This window comes from Promicromonospora sp. NPDC019610, from assembly GCF_044389365.1.
Lineage (GTDB): Bacteria > Actinomycetota > Actinomycetes > Actinomycetales > Cellulomonadaceae > Promicromonospora.
Genome location: NZ_JBIRXX010000002.1, coordinates 1,307,125 through 1,327,641 on the forward strand (window position 1 = coordinate 1,307,125; position 20,517 = coordinate 1,327,641).

Here is a 20,517-nt window from a genome sequence, read left to right on the forward strand (position 1 = left end):
GTCACGCCTCGCCCAGCTGGCCCTGCGGGTACGGGCGGCGGTACAGGTTCATGTGCGGTGACCGGGCGAGCGGCCTCGTCGGCTTCTGCACGACCACGTCGGAGCCGAGGGCCTTGCCCCAGCCGTAGGCACGGTCGAGCTCACCGTCCACGAGCGGCCCGGTGACGTCGGTGACCCGGAAGCTCATGGGCGAGGCGATCAGGGGGAAGCCCAGCCGGTCCAGCCGGCGGCTCGCCGCGCGCGCGGCGGACCCGGTCAGCCGCGAGGTCGCCCGGGTGTCGAACGCCGTCGCCACCGTCTTCGTCGTCACCCCGGGCAGCGCCCCGAGCCACTCGCGGATGCCGCGGTCGCGCGAGATGACGGACGTGGCCCGCCCCGCGGCGTCGCGCCGCGTCGACGGCCAGGACATGCTGAACGCATGGGTGGGCCCGCCCACGACCAGCATCGTGACGTCGGCCGGCACGGTGGCCGGTGCCGCGCTCACCTCGACGACGTCGGCGTGCATCGACGCCTCGATCCCGTCCGCGATCGACCGCGCGATCGCCTCCGTGTTGCCGAACATGGACTCGTAGACCACCAGTGCCCGCATCGTGGCCACCTCCTTTTGGTTCTCCCTCCACGCTTGTTCCCCGGCCGGTCGGGCGTCAGGGCCGTCAGGCCCACGTCGGCAGGACCTTTGGCCCGTGCCCCGCGACCACCCACCCCGAAGACTGGATCGATGGACGTCGTCGACTCGCGGGTGGAGCGGATCCTGCGGGCCGCCGCGAGTGCCCCGAGCGTCCACAACACGCAGCCGTGGCGGGTGGAGGTCACGGGCCGGACCGTGGTTGTGCGGGCGGACCCGGCGCGACAGCTGCGCCACTCGGACCCGTTGGGCCGGGAGATGCTGATCAGCTGCGGGGCCTTCCTGTTCAACGCCCGGACGGCGGCCCGCCGGGAGTCGCTGAGCGCCACGGTCCACGTGCTGCCCGCCCGGGACGACCCGCTGCTGGTGGCCACGATGCGGCTCGAGCCGGGACCGGTGCCCACCACCGACGAGCTGGAGCTGGCCGTGGCGATCGCGCGGCGCACGACGTCGCGGGTCCCGTTCGACGACCAGCCGCTGTTCACGGACGTGCTGCTGGCGATCGGGCAGGCGGCGCGGGACGAGGGCGCGGAGCTGCGCCCCGTCCAGCCGTCCGAGCCGGCGCGTGCGGAGGTGATGACCTTGGTCCGCCGGGCGGAGGCGCTCGCGGCGGAGGACCCGGCGACCCGGGGCGAGGAGCTGGCGTGGACCGCCACGGACGCGGACCGCGCCGACGGCATCCCCGCGGAGCTCCTGGGACCGGCGGCCGTCGACGACGGCGCGCCGGTCCGGCGGTTCCTCGCGAGCCGGGGCAGCGCCCAGTTCGAGCAGCACTCGACGATGGCCGTGCTCTCCACCCCCGGGGACACCCCGCGGGACTGGGTCGCCGCGGGTCAGGCGCTGGAGCACCTGCTGCTGGTCGCGATCACCTACTTCGTCCACGCGTCGTTCGCGACGACGGTGCTGGAGAACCCGACGACGCGGCACGACCTGTGCCGGGTGCTGTCGCTGGAGGCGGCGCCGCAGATGCTGATGCGGCTCGGCTACAGCTCGCTGCCCCGGCACACGCCGCGACGCACTGAGGAGGAGATCCTGCGCGAGGCCAGGCGGCAGGCAGCCCGGTAGCTCAGGAGCGGATGAACTCCAGCAGGTCGGCGTTGATCACGTCGGCGTGCGTGGTCGGCATGCCGTGCGGGAAGCCCGGGTAGGTCTTCAGCGTGCCGTTCGGCAGCAGCTCGGCCGACAGCGGGCCCGCGTTGGCGTACGGGACGATCTGGTCGTCGTCGCCGTGCATGACCAGCACCGGCACGGTGATCTTGCGCAGGTCCTCGGTGAAGTCCGTCTCCGAGAACGCCGCGATGCCGTCGTAGTGCGCCTTGGCGCCGCCCTGCATGCCCTGGCGCCACCAGTTGCGCACCAGCGGCTCGCGCGTCTCCACGCCGGGTCGGTTGAACCCGTAGAACGGGCCGGCGGGCAGGGCCGTGTAGAACTCCGACCGGCTCGCCGCGAGCTGGGCGCGCAGGTCGTCGAACACGCTCTTCGGCAGGCCGCCGGGGTTGGCCTCGGTCTGCACCATGAGCGGCGGCACGGCGGCGATGATCGCGGCCTTGGCCACGCGCGACTCACCGTGCCGGGCGATGTAGTGGACCACCTCGCCGCCGCCGGTGGAGTGGCCCACGTGCACGGCGTCGTGCAGGTCGAGGTAGGTGGTCAGCGCGGCCAGGTCGTCCGCGTAGTGGTCCATGTCGTGACCGTCGGCCACCTGCGTGGACCGGCCGTGCCCGCGGCGGTCGTGGGCGATGACCCGGTAGCCCTGGTGCAGGAAGAACAACAGCTGGGCGTCCCAGTCGTCGGCCGACAGGGGCCAGCCGTGGCTGAAGACGATGGGCTGCCCGGTCCCCCAGTCCTTGTAGAAGATCTCGACGCCGTCATCAGTGACAATCTTCGGCACGTTTCCGTCTCCGTTCGCCGTCCGGTGGGCCCGCCTCGGCGAGGCACGCCCCGCGGGGCCGCCCGCCGGCCCCGCCCTCAGCCAGCATCCGCCGCCCGGGCCGCGGCCGCAGGCCAGGATCGGCCCCGCGGGCGACTTACCCGGGTGATAAACGCGCGGCCGCGGACTCGGCCGTCACTCCGGGCCGTCACTCCTGGATGAGCGCGAAGACGTTGCCCGCCGGGTCGGTGAACCAGCCGATCGTCGGCCCCTGGGCGGGGTCGGTGCTGCGGGCCACGCCGCGTTCGTCCTGCTCGAAGCCGGGATACCGCAGCAGGCTCACCCCGGCTGCCTCCAGCTCCGTGACGGCGGCGTCGATGTCCGGCACCACGAGGTTCAGCACGGTGTACGACGCCGGGGTGTGGTCCTTGCCCTTGGGGTAGACGAACACCGACGAGCCCTCGGTCAGGTCGATCTGGAGGCCGCCCATGTCGTTGGCCCGTACGGGCAGGCCGAGGGTGTCGCGGTAGAAGCGGAGGGCGGCGTCGACGTCGTCCACCGAGAAGCCGCTGAAGGTGCGGAGCGTGGTGACCATGGTGAGTTCCTTTCGTGGGGTCGGTGCTCCGTGGCTGACGGCGGGGCGCGGCGGAACTCATCGGCGCGGTTCACCCGCGAAACACGCGGAACGGAGCCGCGGGCCGTATCACGTGGTGTCCGGCGCGACTCCCTCCGGGTAGGCGGACGAGGAGGTGCGCCTGATGAGACACCAGACGACACGACGTGCGGTGTGGCGCCGGGCCGCACCGCTGGCCCTGCTCGCGGCGCTCGTGCTCCCGGCGGGAGCGGCCTGCACCTGGGACGGCGACGACTCCGCGGGCGACGACACCGAGCAGACCGACAGCACCGACGACAACGGCGGCGGCGGCGAGGACGGCGGTGGTGGTGGCGACAACGGCGGCGGCGGCGGTGGCGGCGGCGGCGGAGGCGGTGGCGGCGGGGCGCAGCCCTCGCCGATCCGGCTCGGCAGCCCGCTGGACCGGGCCGGCGGCGACCAGACCGTGTCCGAGATCGCCGACCTCGCGGCAGGCGCGCTGGCGGACCAGTGTCCCGAAGGGGACCTGTGCGTGGAGATCACCTTCGAGCCCGCCGTGAGCGACTGCATCTACTCCGGCTCCGACCCGGCGTTCGGCGAGGTGATCGAGATCGGCGAGACCCTGACGCTGTTCGGGGACCCCGACGACTGTGCGGACGGCGAGAACGGCATCGACGGCGAGAACGGCACCGACGGCGGTCCGACCGACGAGACCACGGACGGCGGCACGGACGGAAGCACCGAGGAAACCACCGACGAGCCGACCGGCACGGACGAGAGCCCCGCCGAGGGCGGCCAGGGGTAACCCGGGATGAGCGGTCGGGAGAGGAGCGTGCCCGACGAGGACGCACCGGCCGACGTGGGCCGGGACATCGGCCGGATCGTGCGGGTCGCCACGGAGGTCATCGCGCCCGTCACCCTGATCACGGCGCTGCTGTACTTCTTCGGCCGCAAGCAGATCACGTTCTTCTTCGAGTACTTCGGCGTGGACGTCTCGACCCTGGGGCTGACCACGACCGACTACCTCTACCTCGCGCAGGACGGGCTCCTCATCCCGCTCGCGGTGGTGGCCACGGGCGTGCTCGTGGCGCTGTGGGTCAGGGGCGGGTCCCGCGCCGGGGGCTCCCGGCCCGACGTCGACCGCTGGGTCGTGCGGGTGGCCGGCCTGGTGGGAGCGGTCCTGGCCCTGTTCGGGCTCGTCCAGGCGTTCCGGCCGGGGGCGGGGCTGGCCGCCTGGGTGCCGTCGTGGGTCGCCCCCCTCTGCCTGGCCGGCGGGGTGCTGCTGCTCGGTCTGGCCGTGCGCCGCCGGCGCGCGATGCGCCGCCGTGACGACGAGTCCTGGGTCCCGCCGTCGCAGACGGCACGGCTCGCCGAGTGGGGCGCGATGTTCGCGCTCGTGGCGGTGGCCCTGTTCTGGGCCGCGGCGGACTACTCCGCGGCGGTGGGCTACGCACGCGCCGCACAGTTCGCCGACGGCCTCCCGCGGGACTCGTCCGTCGTGCTGCGCAGCACCGTGGACCTGCAGATCGTCGGGCCGGGTGTCACCGCGACGGCGTGCCCGGCGGGCGCGGACGGGTTCCGCTACCGGTACGACGGCCTGGTCCTCATGGCCGCCTCGGGCGGCCGGTACGTGCTGATCCCGCGCGCCTGGTCGGCGGCGGACGCCGGAGTGGTGTCGGTCCCGGTGTCCGACGACGTCCGGCTCGACCACCTGAGCCCGTCACCCGACGGCGAGGCACGTCAGGGACCCACGGCCGATCCGGGCGGCGCCTGCTGAGGTGCTTCGTGACCCCCCGCAGATCGGGTAGCCTCCCTGCGTGCGCCTGCTCCCGCTCCTCCGCTCGGCCCTCACCGGGCCTCGGCAGGGCCTGGTCGGAGCGCTGGCGATCCTCACCGTGATCCTCGGCGTCGTCACGATGCACTCGATGAGCGGCTCGCCGACCTCGCACGGGCACGCGGTGCCGCACGAGGACACCGCGGTCGTGTCGGAGCAGCTCGCACAGGACGGCACGGCGAAGACGGCAACGGTGCAGGCCGGCACCGGACCCGTCCTGGTCCGGGCCGCCGCGACGGACGACCACGCGGCCGGCGACGACGGCTCCTGCTGCGACGGCTGTGGCGGGCACGACGCCGCGATGGCGATGTGCCTCATGGTCCTCGTCGCGCTCCTCGCACTGGTCGCGCCCGCACGGCGGCTGCTGTGGCGGGCCCCGCTCCAGCTCGCGGCGTCCCTGGCTCCGGCGTTCGCCGGCCTCCGCGACCCCGCGGCCCCCTCCTTGCACCAGCTCTGCATCTCCCGGACGTAGACCCGGCCCCGGCGCGCACCCCCGCGCCGGCCCGAGAGCGCGACCGTGCCCCAGCGCCGTCGCGCCGGTGAGTGCTACCCCGAGACGAAACCAGAGGAAGACCCCATGAAGCGCACCCTTCTGCCCGCGATCGCCCTGTCCGCCGCCCTGGCCCTCACCGGCTGCGCGGGTTCCGCGGAACCCGGCCAGGACACCGCGGCCGGCGAGCACGCCGGGCACGGCGACGCGGACGTGATGTTCGCGCAGATGATGATCCCGCACCACGAGCAGGCGATCGAGATGGCGGACGCCGTCCTGGCCCGGCCCGACGCCGACCCCCGGGTCGCCGAGCTGGCCACCGAGATCAAGGCGGCCCAGGCCCCCGAGATCGAGACGCTCGACGGCTGGCTCGACACCTGGGGCGCCGAGCCCACCGGCGACCACGGGGGCCACGCCGGGATGGACGGCATGATGTCCGACGAGGACCTCCAGGCGCTCGCCGCCGCCACCGGCCCCGCGGCGGACCGGCTGTTCCTGGAGCAGATGATCGTGCACCACGAGGGCGCCGTCGAGATGGCGCAGGCCCAGGTCGAGGACGGTCAGGACGCGGCCGCGGTCGAGATGGCGCAGACCATCGTCGACACGCAGGCCGCCGAGATCGAGACGATGGAAGAGCTCCTCGCCTCGATGTGACCGCCGGGTGGTGCGCCGGCGGTCGCCGGCGCACCACCCCCTCCCGAAGGAGCCTGCCCATGCGCAGTTCGCTCACCGGAGCGCGCCCTCGCGCGGTCCGCACCGGGGCGGCGGCCACGCTGCTCACCCTGCTCACCTCCCTCGTCCTGACGCTCTGCTGCGCGCCTCCCGCCGCCGCGCACACGCGCCTGGAGTCGTCGGTACCCGCCGCCGGGTCGACGGCCCCCGGCCCGGTCACCGAGGTCGCGCTGCGGTTCACCCTGCCGGTGAGCGTGCTCGGCGACGGCGTGGTGATCGAGGGCCCGGACGGCGTCGTGCCCGCCGACGTCGCCCCGGCCGAGGACGGCCTGGTGCTGGTCGCGGTCCCGGCCGCGCCCCTGGCCACCGGCCCGTACACCGTGACCTGGACGGCCGCGGCGCAGGACGGCCACCCCCTGGAGGGCACCTTCGGCTTCACCGTGGCGGGCGCGGCCGCGAGCGAGACGCCCGAAGGCGGCACCGGCCACGACATGAGCGGCATGAGCGGCTCGGACCACGACACGGGCCACGGCACGGGTCACGACATGGGCCACGACCCGGCCGCGATGGGCACCCCCGCGACCGACGCCGCGGGGGCCGTCGCCCGGCTCGGCGGCGCCGCCGCGCTGTGGGGCTGCCTGGTCGCCGGGGGCGCCCTGGCGTTCGCCGGCCTCGTGCTGCGCGGGCGGGACGAGGCGGACGTGCCGCACGTGCTGCGGCTGGTCCGCTGGTCAGGGGTGCTGCTGTTCGGCGGCCTCGTCGTGCGTGTCCTGGCGGGCGCGGTGCTCGTGGCGCACGGCGACCTCGCCGCCGCCGGCTCGCCGTCCGCGATCGGGGACTCGCTCGCCGGGACGACGCGCTGGGACGTGGGCCTCCAGGCCGCCGGCGGGGTCGCTGTCGCGGTGGGCGCCTGGCGCACGCTGCCCGGCGCGTGGCCCGCGGCGCTCGGCACCGCCCTCGCCGGCGCCGGGCAGGTCCTCGGCGGCCACAGCAACACCGTCGAGCCCCGGTGGCTCGTGGTGACGGCGGACGTGGCGCACCTGGCGGCCGCCGCCGTCTGGGTGGGCGGCGTCGTCACGCTGACGCTCCTGCTCCGGGCCCGGCGTCGGGACGGGCGCGACCTGGACGCCGCGCTGCTGGGGGCCCGCTTCTCCGTGGTCGCAGGCCTCTCCCTCGCGGTGGTCGGCGTGGCCGGGGTGCTGCTCGCGGTCGGGATCCTCGACCGCCCGGCGCAGCTCTGGGAGAGCACCTGGGGGCTGCTCCTGCTGGCCAAGGTCGCCGTGGTCGTGCTGGTCGCGGCGATCGGCACGCACAACCACCTCCGCGTCGTCCCGCGGCTCACGGCACGCCGCCGGGCGGTGGTGCGGCACGCCGGCCGGTCGCGCACCGCGGGCGAGGCGCTGCGCCGCAGCGCCCACCGGGAGACGGCGCTCATGCTCGCCGTCGTGCTGCTCACGGCGTGGCTCGTGGCGGCGTCCGTCCAGGCACCCGGGTGAGGTCGCTCCGGAGCGGTATCAACACGAAGGGCGTCGGCTCCGCACCTATGAGAGCTGTTGGCAGGGGGCAGCGGCAGAAGAGGCGATGGTGCCATGTCCACGAACATCCCCTGGACCGTCCGGCAGGGTCCGCACGGGCCGGTGCCGGTGTACGTGCTCCAGTTCGACGCGCGGGGCACCCTGACGTCGCCCCGGTCCCTGGAAGCCCTGGTCGAGGACGCACGGAACGCCACCGACCTCGTCGTCCTCTCGCACGGCTGGAACAACGACTGGCTGGCGGCCACCTCGCGGTACGACGACTTCTTCGACCACCTCGACACGGTGCTGCGGGCGCACCCGCCCGCCGCGGACCGCCCGTTCCGCCCCGTGTACGTGGGCGTGTTCTGGCCCAGCGCCGCGCTGGTCATGCCGTGGGAGCAGGGACCTGACATCGCGGCGGGCGGCGACGGCCTGGTCGGCGAGCTCGCGGACGAGCTCGCCGTGCTGGGCACGGACCTCGGACCGGAGCTGAGCGGCGAGCTGCACGCCCTGCTGGCCGACCCCGCGCTGACCGACCCCGCACCGGCCGACCCGGAGGTGGGCGGGGACCGCGCCGACCTGGCCGCCGAGATCCTCGCGCACCTGCCCGTCGCCGACGCGGACGAGACCGGCGCGGCGGGCGCCCGGACGGACGGGCCCGCGCTCCGCGCCGTCTGGGAGGACACGCTCGCGCGGATCGAGCCGGAGCCGGTGCGCCCCGGCGGCATCATCCCTGACGACGCCGGCCCTGAGGACACCCCCGCCGCCGCTCCCCGCGTCGCCGGGTTCAACCCGCTGGAGCTGATCCGCTCCGGGATCCGCCTGGCCACGGTGCGCCAGATGAAGGACCGGGCCGGCCGCGTGGGCGGCGCCGGCGTGGCCGCCGCCCTGCGCCGGCTGGCCGACGAGACGTCCGCGCGGATCCACCTGGTGGGCCACTCGTACGGCGGGCGGGTCGTGCTCTCCGCCGTGTGCAACGGCCCCTGGACCGGCCGGCCGGTCGACTCGGTGCTGCTGCTGCAGCCCGCGCTGTCCGCCTGGGCCTTCGCGAGCGACGTCGACGGGCACCCCGGCGGGTACCGGCCGGCGTTCGACCGGGTGCGCAACCCGGTCATCACCACCCGGTCGGCCCACGACCTGCCGCTCACGCGCGTGTTCCACCTTGCGCTCCGGCGCCGGGCGGACCTCGGCGAGGCCCAGATCGCGGGGCTGCCGCCGTCGCGGTTCGCGGCCCTCGGCGGCTACGGCCCGCGGGGCGTGGGCGCCGAGGCGCTCCAGATCGACCGGATGCCCGACGTCGGCCAGCACTACCCGATCGGCGAGCACGCCGTCGACGGGCGGTACGAGGTGATCGGCGTGGACGGCACGTGGTGCATCCCGGGCCACGGCGCCGTCCAGTCCGACCAGACCGCGTGGGCGCTGCTGAGCCAGATCCGGGCCGCGGCGCACGCGGACGGGTGAGGGGGTCGTCGATGGCGAAGACCCTGCGGTCGGAGATCGACCTGCCGACCCTGCGGATCAGCGTGGACCTGGCCACCTCGGAGGCGGTGTTCGCCACGGTGCGCGGGCGGCGCCGGCCCACCGAGGTCGCGCGCTGCCCCCTGGCGGACCTCGGCCTGCCGGCCAGCGCCGTGCAGCACGTGCGGGACGCCGACCTGACCGTCCCCGTGGCGGTCGTCACCCAGCTCGCGACGGCGGCGGAGCAGCTCGGCACGTCGCCGCTGCCCCCGCACAACGCCCTGTGGCTGGAGTTCCCCGTGCCGCGCGGCCTGGTGCACGTGCTGCCGTGGGAGCGGCTGCTCGCCGGGCTGGGCCGGCCCCTGTTCCGGCTGCCGTTCCATCCCGTGCGCCCGCAGAAGCCCGGGGTGCAGCTCGACGTCGCGATCTGCTCCAGCTCGCCCTTCCCGGCGGTCCGGTTCGACCCGGCCCAGGTGGTCGCGCAGCTCGCCCACCAGTACGTCGACACCCCGGGCCGGCACGTCACGGTGCACCTGTTCACCGACGCCGACCGGTACGCGGCCACGTGCGACGCCGTCCGCCCGATGCTGGGGCGCGGCGACGTCGTCGTGCACGTGCCGGTGGAGCGCGACGCCGCCGCGCGGCGCGCGGCCGTTCCTCCCGCCGGTCCCCACGCGATCGCCAACCCGTGGCTCACCTGGATCCTGGCCGCCGTCGAGGGCGGCCGGCTCGACGTCGTGCACTTCGTGGCGCACGGGCACCTGTCCGACGGGCGCGGGGCGCTGGCGCTGGCCGGGTCGCCGACGACGGACGAGGGCCCCGCGACGTTCGTCGAGGCCGTCGAGGTGATCGAGCTGCTCACGCGGGTCGGGGCCGTGGGCCTGGCGCTGTCCGACCCGCCGGGCAGCGACAGCGCCGCGGGACTGCGCGACCTCGCCGACTACGTGGCCCAGTCCCGGCCCGGGGTCACGGCCGTGCACGACGTCGCGGCCGACCCGGGCGGCGAGCAGTTCGGCCGCAGCCTGCGCACGGCGCTGACGCCGTCCGCCCCGCTGGCGGCGCCGTTCCCGGCGATGAGCGCCTGGGTACACCCGCTGTTCGTCGAGGTCACCCCCGACCCGGAGCCCCCCGGCGAGCCGCTGACCACGGACCTGCGCACACTCACCGACGGGCTCATGCTCCGCACGGACGGGCGGTCCGCGTTCCTGCACGAGGCCACGCGCAAGGCCGCGGTCGAGGTGGACGGCGACTCCTGGGTCGCCTCGGCGTCGCGCAGCATCGAGCAGCTGCAGATGAGCTGGCTCCCCTACACGGCCGACCTCCCGGTCGACCAGGCCGCGGTGGACGCGCTGAACAACGTCTCCGCCCTGCTGGAGCAGCACGTGCACCTCGCGTACCCCGAGGAGGCAGCTCCCCCGCCGCCCGAGGAGCCCGCACCACCGGAAGAGGGTGCCCCATGAGCCGCGTCGTCTTCCAGCTCTCCGCCTTCGGCGAGGAGGGCGCGACCACGCCGCTGGTGCGGCTGGTCGAACCCGTCGACGACCAGGCCCTCGACCGGACCTTCGACTGCCCGGCCGACGCCGCGGGGGGCGACGGCGGCGGGGCAGCCGACACCCCGGCCCAGGACGCCGACGTCAACGCCCGCGAGGGCGACCGCCTCTTCCAGGCGCTCGCCGCGCACGAGCAGCTCGGCGACCAGCTCGCCGTGGCCCTGCACAGCGCCGACCGCCGGTTCCCGGTCTACGCGGAGATCCTGCCGCGCAGCGGCGCGGACAGCCTGCCGTGGGAGGCCCTCCGGTTCCCCGGCGGCGGGCCGTACCTGGCGCTGGAGGACAAGTACGCGCTGGCCCGCGTGGTGCGGACGACGGCGCCCCCGGTGCCCCTGTACCAGCTCGAACCGCCGCTGCGGATCATGGCCCTCCTGTCGTGCCTGGGCCTGGGCGCCGCGGCCGAGCTGCGCGAGCTGCGGGCCGCCGCCCTGGAGGCCGGGCCGGGCATGGCCCGCCTCCTGGTCGTGGTCAGCGAGGAGGAGCTGGCGACGAGCCTGCAGGCCGAGGTCGACGCCGGCACCGCCCCCGAGATCGCGGGCGTGCACCTGGTGCCGCCGGACCACCACGACCTCGTCACACTGGTGGGCGAGTTCAAGCCCCACGTGCTGCACCTGTTCTGCCACGGCTCCACCGAGCCCGTCCCGCACGTGCGGCTCGCCCTCAAGCAGGACTGGGCCTCGGCGACCCCCGGGATCGGCCTGGCCCTGGAGAAGGAGCAGTTCGCCAAGTTCGTCTGGGACACGGACGGCGGCCCCTGGCTCGTCGTCCTCAACTGCTGCGAGGGCGCCGCCTCGTCGGGGGACGGGGCGACGTCCCTCGCTCGCGACCTCGTCACCCAGGGCGTCGCGCCCGCCGCCGTCGGCATGCGCGAGCCGATCCGGAGCGCCGTGGCCAGCACGCTGACGCAGGGCCTGTACGGCGCCCTGCTGGGCGAGCTGACCACGCGGACCAAGGCGGGCGCGACGCTGTCGGCGCCCCTGGACTGGGCGGCCCTGACCGTGGCGGCCCGCAACCGGCTGGTCACGGAGCTGGGCGCCGGGCTGTCGCCCACACAGGCCCGGAACCAGGGCCGCGAGTGGACCCTGCCGGCGCTCTACCTGCGCTGGGAGGAGTTCCAGCTCCAGCTCACGCCCGCGCGGGACGACGGCGCGCCGCGCGTCGACCCGGAGCAGGCCCGGACCTGGCGCCTGGAGGTCGCGGCGCTGCAGAGCCTGCTCGCGACGCTGCCACCGGGCCAGGGCGTGGCGTTCCGCGCCGGCGCGACGGAGCGGATCGCCGAGCTCGCCGCGCTGCTCGGCGTCACGCCGGAGGCCCTGGCGGAGCCGTCGTGAGCATCCCTCCCGGCACCGCCCCCGCCGTCGACCCCGGCTACGAGATCACCACCGACGCGTGGTCGGGCACCGCCCCGGTCGGGGGGCGGTTCGCCCAGGACGTGCGGCCCTGGCTCACCCAGGAGTTCACGGTCGCCGAGCGGACGGCGCGGCCCGCCCCGGCCGACCCGTGGGACTGGCGGCACCCCGACGTCGGCTGGGGGCTGGTGGCCCGCGAGCCGGACGGCGCCACCCGGGACGAGCTCGTGGCCATGAGCGACCTGCCCGCCGACATCCGGCGCCTGGTCGCGGCGCGCTCCGGCCGGGTGTTCCGGTACCGGCCCGCCGGCGGCTACGCGCTGTGGACCCTGACCGACTACGCGGGCGACGCCCAGCCCTTCGTGCCGGCCGCCCCGGCCGGCGCCGACGCCGGGGAGCTGCCGGCCTTCCTGCTCATCTACGGCAGCCCCGAGCAGGTCCCGTGGCGGGTGCAGTACATCCTCAACCCGGTGCGGCACGTCGGCCGGCTCGACCTGACGGGCCCCGCCCTGACGCGCTACGTCGACGCGCTGCTCGGCGAGTGGCGGGACTCGGCGGCCCAGTGGTCCCGGCCCGTGGTCTGGGCGGTGGACCACCGGATGGGCGAGATCACCACCCTGATGCGCGACGTCGTCGCGGAGCCGCTCAGCGGCGACCTGAGCGCCGACACCGAGCTGACGCCGACCTTCGTCGACGGGCGCGCGGTGCCCGCCACGGTCGCCGCGCTGACCGACGCGCTGACGACGGCCCGGCCCGCCGTCGTCGTCACCACGAGCCACGGCCAGACCGGGCCGCTGACCGACCCGGCGCGGCTGCGCGCCGACCTCGGCAAACCGGTCGACCACGACCACGCAGCGCTCGACCCCGAGACCCTGCTACGCGCCTGGCAGCCCGACGGCGCGATCTGGTTCGCCCAGGCCTGCTGCTCCGCCGGGGCGGACAGCCCCTCGGCCTACGCCGGGCTGTTCGACGGCGACCTGGCCCGGACGTTCGACGGCGTCGCCGCGCTCGGCGCCCTGACCTCGCCGCTCCCCCGGGCGCTGCTCGGCGCGAAGAAGCCGCTGCGCGCGTTCGTCGGGCACGTCGAGCCCACGTTCAACTGGACGCTGAGCTTTCCGCCGAACGCACAACCGCTGACCGCGCAGCTGCGCGAGGCACTGTACGCGCGGCTGTTCCTCGGCAAGCCGGTGGGCTACGCCATGGAGCCCTGGTACCGGCCCATCGGTGCCCTGCTGCAGGGCTACCAGCTCGCCGAGAAGGAGTACCAGACCACCTTCGGGGCCGCGGCGAAGCCCAGCCTCGACCTGCTGGTCTACAGCCGCGTGACGGCCCACGACCGCGCCAGCACCGTCATCCTCGGCGATCCCACCGTCGCGATCCCCCTGCCGCCGGCCGCTCGGGCGCGGGCGGCTCAGGCCAGGAACTCCAGCCAGAGCGGGTAGTGGTCGCTCAGGCGCCACGACACCTGGCCCTTGGTCAGGTCCCGCAGCGCGTGCGGGAGGAAGTCGAAGCTGCCGCCGTGCCCCGTGTAGGTCAGGCCGTCCAGGAGCGACGGCGCGCCGGGGCGGGTGGGGTCGCTGAACCAGGCGATCTGGTCGTACTGGTGGTGGTCCTTGTCGTCGTCGAAGATCGTGCGCGGCACCGCGCCGAGCTCCGCGGGCGGCCACAGCCCCGTCGAGACGAACGCCGCGAAGAGCGGGTCGTCGAGCCGGTCGAGGTTGAAGTCGCCCAGGACCAGCAGGTTGTGGTTCCAGTCGTCGGGCCGGTCGGCCCAGCCCCGCATCCACGTGGCGAACGCCGTCAGCTCGCCGACCCGGTCGGCGGGCGCCTCGCCCCACAGCACGTGCACCGTGGTCAGGATGAACTCGGTCGCGCCGCGCACGAAGCCCGCGGCGTACGGGGTGCGGGCGAACTGGTCGACGTCGTCGTTGCGCGCGTCCTTGGGCAGCACCAGCTCCCCGACCAGGCCCGAGGCCTGGACGCGCCCGGAGTCGTAGACGTAGGCGTGGCGCTCGCCGTTGCCGGGGCCGCCCTCGGTGACGTCGGAGGCGATGACCTGGTAGCGCGGGCCCAGCAGGCTCAGCAGCGCGAACAGCGCCGTCGTGTCCCGCCGGGTCTCCTGGACGGCCGTCACGTCGAAGCGCTGGACCACCTCGGCGATGCAGGCCAGCGCGTGCCAGTCCCGCTTGGGGCTGTCGTCCGGGGCGGACTGCCACTTGTGCGTGAGGTCGCCGAAGGCGCGGAGGTTCCACGTGCCGATCAGCAGGTTCTTGGTCGTCTTGGCCGGGATCTGGGCCGCGAGCGCGGCGCGCATCCGGTCGACGTCGCCGGTGACCGCCCCGGGAACCGGCCCGGGCGGCGGGGCGATGGTCGTGGTCATGGCACATCACCTGCATGCGGAGGGATCGGGAGGTACCGCTACCTGCCAAGAGGGCGCCCGGCCGGGGACTGATACCGCCGGACCCGGATGAAACAGGTGATATCACAGCTAAATTTCGATGCTTCCGCATCCAGGGCGAGACTGCTGTCAGCCGGTAGAAACCGGGCAACGTGTGCGCAGGGGGCAGGTTCACGTGACGTCCAGCGGTGCTGTGCGATTCGATCAGGCTGCGCGGTTCGACCAGCAGGAGTGCCGGTCCACGCGCGCGGCGATCCCGGGTTACCTCGACCGACGCCTCGAGCCGCGCAGCCTGCGCCGCTTCGAGACCCACATCGACCGGTGCCCCGGGTGCATCCGCGCGTTCATCGACGTGCGCCAGGTGGCCTGGGCACGGCGCAACGCGGACGCCCGGCGGCTCGAGGGCGCCCCCCTTGGAACCCGGAGCGCCGGCCCTGCCCACTCCATCGAGACTGCTCCCAGGTGAACATCAGATGAACGATGAAGGAACATCGCCTTGATACCAGTGGAAAACGCAGATCACCCCAAGGTTCGCCTCGCAAAATCGGGGCCGTGACCGAAACGCTCCTGCTCGCGCTCGTCGTCGTGACCGCGCTCGCCTTCGACTTCACGAACGGCTTCCACGACACCGGGAACGCGATGGCCACCTCCATCGCCACCCGTGCGCTCAAGCCCAAGACAGCCGTCGCGCTGTCCGCCGTCCTCAACCTCGTCGGAGCGTTCCTCTCGCTCGCCGTCGCCGCGACCATCGCGAAGGGCATCGTCGACGCCGGTGTCATCACCCTGCCCGTCGTGCTCGCCGGCCTGGTCGGCGGCATCGTCTGGAACCTGCTCACCTGGTTGCTCGGCATCCCGTCCAGCTCCTCGCACGCACTCGTGGGCGGCATGGTCGGCGCCGTGCTGGCCGCCGTCGGCACCTCGGGCGTGCTGTGGACCGGCGTGGTGTCCAAGGTGCTGGTGCCCGCCCTGCTCGCCCCGCTCATCGCGATCGCCGTCGCGGGCCTGGGCACCTGGTGCGTCGCCAAGCTGACCCGCGGGGTGCCGCAGGACCTGACCAACCGTGGCTTCCGCTGGGGCCAGATCGGCTCCGCCTCGCTCGTCTCGCTGGCGCACGGCACCAACGACGCGCAGAAGTCGATGGGCATCATCCTGCTCGCGCTCATCGCGGGCGGCGCCGTGCCCGCCGACTCGGACGTGCCCCTGTGGGTGATCCTGAGCTGTGCGATCGCCATGGCGCTCGGCACGTACCTGGGCGGCTGGCGGGTCATCCGCACGCTCGGCAAGGGGCTCGTCGAGATCGACACCCGGCAGGGCATGGCCGCCGAGACGTCGTCGGCCGCCGTCATCCTGCTCTCCAGCCACTTCGGCTTCTCGCTGTCCACGACGCACGTCGCCACCGGCTCGGTGCTCGGCTCCGGCGTCGGCATGCCGGGCGCGAAGGTGCGCTGGAGCGTGGCCGGGCGGATGTTCGTCGCCTGGATGCTCACCCTCCCGGCGGCGGGCCTGGTGGGCGCGCTGTGCCACTGGATCGAGTCCGTGATCGGCGGCACGGCCGGCACGCTCGCCGTCTTCGGCGTGCTGGTGATCTCGTCCACGGCCATCTGGCTCGTCTCGCGCCGCAAGCCGGTGGACCACACCAACGTGAACGAGGAGTGGGACGAGGACCGGGGCGCGGCCATCGAGTCCGTCGCCGCCACGACGGGCGAGGCGGGCGGCGAGCGCGTCGGCCCGGTGCCCGCCCTCGTGACGGCGTCGTCCGTCGGCCCGGCCATCGAGTCCGTGGGGACGATCAGCACCCCGGGTGCCGACACCCCGTCGAAGGGAGACAACTGATGAGCGACTTCATCGAGTGGGGCGCGCTGGGCCAGGTCCTCGTGGCCGGTGTGCTGGTGGGCGCGGGCATCCCCGCGCTGTTCGCGCTGGGGCTGCGCCTGCTGGCGGGCCCGGCCCGGGAGCGCGAGGAGGCCGCGGCCCGTGCGGCGGCCCGCCGGACCTCGCCGGACGACGCCGTCGCCGTCGCGATCCCGCGCCCCGGCCCCGCGCGGCTGGCCGGAGCGGTCCTCTGCCTGGCCCTCGTCGTCGCGGCGGTCGCCACGGGCCTGTTCGTCGTGGTCTCCGGCGGGCACTAGGACGTTCGCGGCCGGGTACGGCGGAGCGGCGTCCGCGGCGGGAGCTCCCGGACCAGGAGGCTGTGCGCGCGCCCGAGGCTGCGCCGGAGGTGTTCGGTCCACTCCGCCGCGGGTGTCCGCCGGGCCGACCAGAGGGCGTGCCGCACGATGCTCGCGGCGAGCGCCGAGGTCATGTGGGCACGCTCGGCGATCTCGGTCGTGGTCAGGCGGGGGTCCCGGCGCAGCCGGCGCTCGACGGCGTCGTGCTGCCACGAGCCGGACGCCTCGGACCGGTCCAGCTCCCGCGCGCGAAGCTCCGGGTTGCCGTCGATCAGCTCGAACCTGCGCCGGAAGAGCTCCAGGTTGCCCACGGCGTCCAGCGCGCCCGTCACCAGGAGGGTGAGCAGGTCGCCGAGCAGCGGCCCGTCGCCGTCGACGAACGCCTGGACCGCCTGGGGCGTGGGGTGGGGCGGGCGCCCCAGGATGGCGGCGTCCTTGCTGCCGAAGTAGTTGAAGAACGTGCTCTGCGCGACGCCGGCGGCGGCGCAGGCACCCGGTGCTCGGTCACCCGTTCCCTGCGGCGGACCCGCCGGCCGGGTCAGCAACACCTGCGTCGTCCGTGGCCTCGTCCGTGGCGACGAGCTCGCCCCGCACGGTCTCGGCGTCGGCGTCGATCGTCGCCTGGTCGACGGCGTCCGTGACCGGGACGCGCGCGGCGACCTCGGCCACGAGCTGGGCGGCCTTGCCGCTGTCGATCCACTCGGTCGTCAGGTCGCCGACGGCCTGGTCGATCAGGGCGGCGAAGTCGGAGTTCTCCTCGAACCGGGTCACCAGGGCGTTCTCGCCCATCATGCCCCCGCCCATGCCGCCGCCGGGGCCCCCGCCTTCGCCCCCGAGCTCGAAGCCCTCGGGCGGTTCGAAGCCCTCCGGCAGCTCCATGCCTTCCGGAAGTTCCATTCCTTCCGGGAGCTCCATGCCCTCGGGCATCCCGCCTCCACCGGCCCCTTGGGCGGCGTCGCCACCGGGGCCCGCGGCACCGCCGCCCATGCCGCCCGGCATCGACATGCCGCCCAGTGCAAGGTTGAGGTCCCACGACACGACGCTGATCAGCTTCGTGTCGAGGTCGTAGTAGAGGTAGGCGTTCCGGCCGGGGCCCGACATGGTGTCGAAGTTGCCGAGCACGTCCTGGGTGCCCAGGTACGTCGCGAACGACTGGACGTCGAGCCACTGGTCCAGGTCGCGGGCGAACTCCTCGTCGGAGGCGCGGTCGAGCCACTCGAGGAACGACACGAGCGGCTGCAGGTCCTGGCTGCCGTTGAGGTTGACCTGCTTGAAGTCGTCCGTGTACTCGGTCTGGTCGTCACCCTGGTAGGTGAACGAGCTCGTGGACAGCAGCTTGTAGAGCACCCCGTCGCCGTCGAGCTCGGCGGCGTACTGCGGGTCGGGGTTCTCGACGACGAGGCGGGTCGTCGTCGGCCGGTCGTTCACGGCGTAGGTCGTGAACGACCAGTCCTGCGTGGGCTGGCCCGACTGCTCGGTGAGCTCCAGCGCGACGGCCTCGTTGAGCGACGACGTGCTCGCCGCGCTCGCCGGTCGGATCGAGAGCTCGGTCATGCCCTGGTAGGCCCGGCCGGGTTGGTTCTCGTCGAAGCTGACCAGCAGGGGCAGGTTCTCCGGCTCCTCCGTGGTCAGCGAGGCGCCCGTGCCGGCGAAGCCACCGGCGGCACCACCGTCGCCACCGGGCATCTGCCCACCCTCGGGCAGCTGCGGCATCTCGCCACCGCCCTCCGGCATCTGACCCCCGCCGGGCATCTGGCCGCCCTCCGGCATCTCGCCGCCCGTTCCCCCGCCGATCCCGCCCGGGGCGCGCTCGCCCCGGGTCTCGGACCCCGGGCGGTCGTCGACCAGCGACGACAGCGTGGAGTTGCCCTTGAGCCGTACCGCGACGGAGTCGATGGTGGTGCCGTCGACCGTCAGGTCGGCCGTCATCCACTCCTTCTCCCCCTCGGCGAAGTACGTGTCGAGCATGCGGTCGTAGTCGTCCTGGGAGTAGGACAGCGAGATCTCGTGGCTCACGGAGTCGTCGAACAGGTCGACCGTGCCCTCGATGTCCTGGGTGATGCGTTCCTCGTCGGTGACGGCGGCCGAGCTCGTCGAGTACGGCCGGACCGTGACGTCGCCGAAGATGGTCAGGGCGACCACGACCCCTGCCAGGCCGGCGGTCAGTGGGATCCAGTGCTGGCGCAGCCGCACCGGGAGGCGTTTGCGCAGGTCTGCCAGGGTCATGGTCGCCCTCCTCACATGTCGGACTGGTCGTAGCCGGTGAGGACCGTGACCTTCTGACCGGAGTTGATCTCGCTGAGCGCCTCGATGATCTCGGCCGTGGTGACCCCCGGCTTGAGGCGCACGGAGTAGAACAGCTCGGTGAGCGCCCCGCCGCGCACGGTCTCGACGCTGACGAGCTCGAACTCACGCGTCATCCGGACCAGCACGTCGGCGACGTCCTGCTGGTACCGGGACTCCGGCGGTACCTGAACCTTGACCACCTGGCGCTGGATGTCGAGCTTGAACCAGTCGAACCGCTGCATGAGGAAGACGACGAGCAGGATGACCACCGTCGCGGCGGCCGCCAGCAGGTAGAACCGGGTGCCGACCGCCATGCCGATCGCCATCACCAGGAAGATGAATCCGACGTCGCGGGTCTCCTTGATCGCGTTGCGGAACCGGATCACCGACAGGGCGCCGACCAGGGCGAACGCGCGGGCGATGTTCGAGCCGACCACGAGCATGATGACGGCGACGACCATGCCGATGATGACGAGCGTCTGGACGTAGGACTGGCTGTAGGAGATGTTGCGGTGCGTCCGCTTGTACACCCAGCCGATGGCGGCGGACAGGACGAACGACAGCACCAGCGTCATCGTCACGTCGAAGACGGAGAAGGTTCCGCTGAGGTCTTGGAGATTCATCGGGCGAGAACACTCTTTCGGGTCGTGGCGTCGGCGACGCCGGTGGGGGTGGTCGGGTCGAGCAGGATCGCGTCGACCTCGTCGGGGGCGTGCATCGTCGAGCGGGGCGCGAGACCGAACGCCTGCACGCTCTGGCAGTACTTCGAGATCCGGACGACGTCGAGGCTCATCCGGGCCGTCAGGTCGGTGACCCAGCCGGGCACCCGCTCGTTCGCCTTGACCTCCAGCACCGAGAGGCGCGGCGGCAGCGTGAGCTTGTTGACGCTCTCGGAGGAGAGGTGGAAGTCGCGGTCACGGCCGCGCAGCCGATGGTCGAGGGTGACGCGCAGGCCCAGGTCCGCCTCGCGCCCCACCCACGCCTCGCGGTGGTAGCCGGTCGTCACGGTCGGGCGCAGGTCGAGCTCGCCCACGAGGGTGGACACCTCGTCCAGGAAGGCCCGCTCCCGGGTGCTGATCGCGCCCGTCGGCTCGTAGCCCTCGGGCGAGCACAGCGCCAGCGCGTCGCGGTAGGGCAGCGACACCCGCCGCTTCTGGGTGACCCGGTTGACGCGCTGCTTGATCTCCACGAACACGTCCGACTCGGGCGTCAGGTCGTCGGCGGTGCCGTAGTGCCGGACGCGCAGCTTGCGCCGGAACTTCAGGCCCTCGATCTTCTCCCAGTAGAACTTCAGGTGCGCCGTGTCGTAGTAGACGCTCGTGATCGGGTAGCCCGCGTCGCCGGAGTAGGCGTCGACGTCCATGTGCCGCACCAGCTCGGCGCGGAGCTCGTCGGCCTGGTCCTGCGGCACGAGATACTTGATCTCGAACCGGTTGAAGGCGTGCAGCCGACTGGCGGTCGCGGTGCGGGCCGAGCTCGCGGACTGAGGTCGCACGGGTCCGTTCCTCTCGTCGGCGGCCGGACGCCGACATGAACGGCGTCTGACCAGCAGATGAACACTGAGGAAGCCGACCCTGCCGGGTGAATCTTTGTGTCCGCTGGAAACGTGGAGGCGAACGTGGATCGACTCCACGTTCGCGGCGCCCGGCCCGGACGCATAGCCAACGCACAGGTTCGGCCCAGGAACAGCACGGGATCGCGGCGCACGCTG

Annotated in this window: 21 protein-coding genes; 13 read left to right on the plus strand and 8 right to left on the minus strand. The window is 73.8% G+C overall.

Annotated features, from left to right (window positions below; all coding sequences use genetic code 11):
- Position 1: 1 nt before the first annotated feature.
- Positions 2-589, minus strand: coding sequence for a flavodoxin family protein (locus tag ACH45N_RS17475; protein WP_397396104.1), 588 nt, complete (start codon positions 587-589; stop codon positions 2-4).
- 129 nt (positions 590-718) lie between these two features.
- On the opposite strand from ACH45N_RS17475, the gene ACH45N_RS17480 reads away from it, so the two are divergent.
- A complete protein-coding gene (locus ACH45N_RS17480; protein WP_397396106.1) occupies positions 719-1,690 on the plus strand; it encodes an Acg family FMN-binding oxidoreductase in 972 nt (323 codons plus the stop codon).
- Between the two features lies 1 nt (position 1,691).
- Here ACH45N_RS17480 and ACH45N_RS17485 read toward each other — a convergent pair whose 3' ends face one another.
- Together ACH45N_RS17485 and ACH45N_RS17490 are read right to left on the minus strand one after the other, a co-directional pair.
- Entirely contained in the window at positions 1,692-2,516 is an 825-nt protein-coding gene (locus tag ACH45N_RS17485) for an alpha/beta fold hydrolase (protein WP_397396108.1), read from the minus strand.
- Positions 2,517-2,703: 187 nt separating this feature from the next.
- Complete coding sequence (locus ACH45N_RS17490) at positions 2,704-3,090, minus strand: VOC family protein (protein WP_397396110.1); 387 nt, start codon at positions 3,088-3,090, stop codon at positions 2,704-2,706.
- A 163-nt stretch (positions 3,091-3,253) separates the two neighbouring features.
- Between ACH45N_RS17490 and ACH45N_RS17495 the strand changes: the two genes are divergently transcribed.
- The 9 genes from ACH45N_RS17495 to ACH45N_RS17535 all read left to right on the plus strand — a co-directional run bounded on the left by ACH45N_RS17495 (position 3,254) and on the right by ACH45N_RS17535 (position 13,396).
- Positions 3,254-3,892, plus strand: a complete 639-nt coding sequence (locus ACH45N_RS17495) for a hypothetical protein (RefSeq protein ID WP_397396112.1) — start codon at positions 3,254-3,256, stop codon at positions 3,890-3,892.
- Positions 3,893-3,919: 27 nt separating this feature from the next.
- Positions 3,920-4,864 carry a hypothetical protein gene (locus ACH45N_RS17500; RefSeq protein WP_397396113.1) on the plus strand — a complete coding sequence of 315 codons (945 nt, stop codon included), beginning with the start codon at positions 3,920-3,922 and terminating at the stop codon, positions 4,862-4,864.
- A 40-nt stretch (positions 4,865-4,904) separates the two neighbouring features.
- Entirely contained in the window at positions 4,905-5,393 is a 489-nt protein-coding gene (locus ACH45N_RS17505; RefSeq protein WP_397396115.1) for a DUF6153 family protein, read from the plus strand.
- Positions 5,394-5,498: 105 nt separating this feature from the next.
- A complete protein-coding gene (locus tag ACH45N_RS17510) occupies positions 5,499-6,065 on the plus strand; it encodes a DUF305 domain-containing protein (protein WP_397396117.1) in 567 nt (188 codons plus the stop codon).
- 59 nt (positions 6,066-6,124) lie between these two features.
- Positions 6,125-7,579 (plus strand): CopD family protein, encoded by a 1,455-nt coding sequence (locus ACH45N_RS17515; RefSeq protein ID WP_397396121.1) that lies wholly within the window; start codon positions 6,125-6,127, stop codon positions 7,577-7,579.
- A gap of 93 nt (positions 7,580-7,672) precedes the next feature.
- Entirely contained in the window at positions 7,673-9,058 is a 1,386-nt protein-coding gene (locus ACH45N_RS17520; RefSeq protein ID WP_397396123.1) for a hypothetical protein, read from the plus strand.
- 11 nt (positions 9,059-9,069) lie between these two features.
- Positions 9,070-10,515 (plus strand): hypothetical protein, encoded by a 1,446-nt coding sequence (locus tag ACH45N_RS17525; protein ID WP_397396125.1) that lies wholly within the window; start codon positions 9,070-9,072, stop codon positions 10,513-10,515.
- On the plus strand, positions 10,512-11,936 hold the full coding sequence (locus ACH45N_RS17530; protein WP_397396127.1) for a CHAT domain-containing protein: 1,425 nt from the start codon (positions 10,512-10,514) through the stop codon (positions 11,934-11,936). The genes ACH45N_RS17525 and ACH45N_RS17530 overlap by 4 nt, the downstream gene beginning before the upstream one ends.
- Positions 11,933-13,396 (plus strand): hypothetical protein, encoded by a 1,464-nt coding sequence (locus ACH45N_RS17535; protein WP_397396129.1) that lies wholly within the window; start codon positions 11,933-11,935, stop codon positions 13,394-13,396. Before ACH45N_RS17530 ends, ACH45N_RS17535 begins: the two co-directional genes overlap by 4 nt.
- Here the strand turns inward: ACH45N_RS17535 and ACH45N_RS17540 are convergent.
- Positions 13,366-14,334, minus strand: coding sequence for an endonuclease/exonuclease/phosphatase family protein (locus ACH45N_RS17540; RefSeq protein ID WP_397396131.1), 969 nt, complete (start codon positions 14,332-14,334; stop codon positions 13,366-13,368). The genes ACH45N_RS17535 and ACH45N_RS17540 overlap by 31 nt on opposite strands.
- A gap of 211 nt (positions 14,335-14,545) precedes the next feature.
- Here ACH45N_RS17540 and ACH45N_RS17545 point away from each other — a divergent pair, with 211 nt between their 5' ends.
- The 3 genes from ACH45N_RS17545 (at position 14,546) to ACH45N_RS17555 (ending at position 16,481) form a co-directional block, all read left to right on the plus strand.
- Positions 14,546-14,818 carry a zf-HC2 domain-containing protein gene (locus ACH45N_RS17545; protein ID WP_397396133.1) on the plus strand — a complete coding sequence of 91 codons (273 nt, stop codon included), beginning with the start codon at positions 14,546-14,548 and terminating at the stop codon, positions 14,816-14,818.
- Positions 14,819-14,904: 86 nt separating this feature from the next.
- Positions 14,905-16,185: an anion permease gene (locus ACH45N_RS17550; protein WP_397396135.1), complete on the plus strand. Its 1,281-nt coding sequence runs from the start codon at positions 14,905-14,907 to the stop codon at positions 16,183-16,185.
- Entirely contained in the window at positions 16,185-16,481 is a 297-nt protein-coding gene (locus tag ACH45N_RS17555; RefSeq protein ID WP_397396137.1) for a hypothetical protein, read from the plus strand. Before ACH45N_RS17550 ends, ACH45N_RS17555 begins: the two co-directional genes overlap by 1 nt.
- Here ACH45N_RS17555 and ACH45N_RS17560 read toward each other — a convergent pair.
- Genes ACH45N_RS17560 through ACH45N_RS17575 form a run of 4 tightly spaced genes read right to left on the minus strand, consistent with a single transcriptional unit; the run spans position 16,478 to position 20,301 of the window.
- A complete protein-coding gene (locus ACH45N_RS17560; protein WP_397396139.1) occupies positions 16,478-17,068 on the minus strand; it encodes a hypothetical protein in 591 nt (196 codons plus the stop codon). The genes ACH45N_RS17555 and ACH45N_RS17560 overlap by 4 nt on opposite strands.
- On the minus strand, positions 17,025-18,746 hold the full coding sequence (locus tag ACH45N_RS17565; protein ID WP_397396141.1) for a CotH kinase family protein: 1,722 nt from the start codon (positions 18,744-18,746) through the stop codon (positions 17,025-17,027). The genes ACH45N_RS17560 and ACH45N_RS17565 overlap by 44 nt, the downstream gene beginning before the upstream one ends.
- An 11-nt stretch (positions 18,747-18,757) precedes the next feature.
- Positions 18,758-19,429, minus strand: a complete 672-nt coding sequence (locus ACH45N_RS17570) for a DUF4956 domain-containing protein (protein ID WP_397396143.1) — start codon at positions 19,427-19,429, stop codon at positions 18,758-18,760.
- Positions 19,426-20,301, minus strand: a complete 876-nt coding sequence (locus ACH45N_RS17575) for a polyphosphate polymerase domain-containing protein (RefSeq protein ID WP_397396145.1) — start codon at positions 20,299-20,301, stop codon at positions 19,426-19,428. The genes ACH45N_RS17570 and ACH45N_RS17575 overlap by 4 nt, the downstream gene beginning before the upstream one ends.
- Positions 20,302-20,517 lie beyond the last annotated feature (216 nt).

What these genes read in the sequence shown, in the direction of transcription:
- ACH45N_RS17475 (WP_397396104.1), bottom strand. Translation starts at nt 589, where the DNA reads ATGCGGGCACTGGTGGTCTACGAGTCCATGTTCGGCAACACGGAGGCG.
- ACH45N_RS17480 (WP_397396106.1), top strand. Translation starts at nt 719, where the DNA reads ATGGACGTCGTCGACTCGCGGGTGGAGCGGATCCTGCGGGCCGCCGCG.
- ACH45N_RS17490 (WP_397396110.1), bottom strand. Translation starts at nt 3,090, where the DNA reads ATGGTCACCACGCTCCGCACCTTCAGCGGCTTCTCGGTGGACGACGTC.
- ACH45N_RS17495 (WP_397396112.1), top strand. Translation starts at nt 3,254, where the DNA reads ATGAGACACCAGACGACACGACGTGCGGTGTGGCGCCGGGCCGCACCG.
- ACH45N_RS17510 (WP_397396117.1), top strand. Translation starts at nt 5,499, where the DNA reads ATGAAGCGCACCCTTCTGCCCGCGATCGCCCTGTCCGCCGCCCTGGCC.
- ACH45N_RS17515 (WP_397396121.1), top strand. Translation starts at nt 6,125, where the DNA reads ATGCGCAGTTCGCTCACCGGAGCGCGCCCTCGCGCGGTCCGCACCGGG.
- ACH45N_RS17520 (WP_397396123.1), top strand. Translation starts at nt 7,673, where the DNA reads ATGTCCACGAACATCCCCTGGACCGTCCGGCAGGGTCCGCACGGGCCG.
- ACH45N_RS17525 (WP_397396125.1), top strand. Translation starts at nt 9,070, where the DNA reads ATGGCGAAGACCCTGCGGTCGGAGATCGACCTGCCGACCCTGCGGATC.
- ACH45N_RS17530 (WP_397396127.1), top strand. Translation starts at nt 10,512, where the DNA reads ATGAGCCGCGTCGTCTTCCAGCTCTCCGCCTTCGGCGAGGAGGGCGCG.
- ACH45N_RS17540 (WP_397396131.1), bottom strand. Translation starts at nt 14,334, where the DNA reads ATGACCACGACCATCGCCCCGCCGCCCGGGCCGGTTCCCGGGGCGGTC.
- ACH45N_RS17555 (WP_397396137.1), top strand. Translation starts at nt 16,185, where the DNA reads ATGAGCGACTTCATCGAGTGGGGCGCGCTGGGCCAGGTCCTCGTGGCC.
- ACH45N_RS17565 (WP_397396141.1), bottom strand. Translation starts at nt 18,746, where the DNA reads ATGACCCTGGCAGACCTGCGCAAACGCCTCCCGGTGCGGCTGCGCCAG.
- ACH45N_RS17570 (WP_397396143.1), bottom strand. Translation starts at nt 19,429, where the DNA reads ATGAATCTCCAAGACCTCAGCGGAACCTTCTCCGTCTTCGACGTGACG.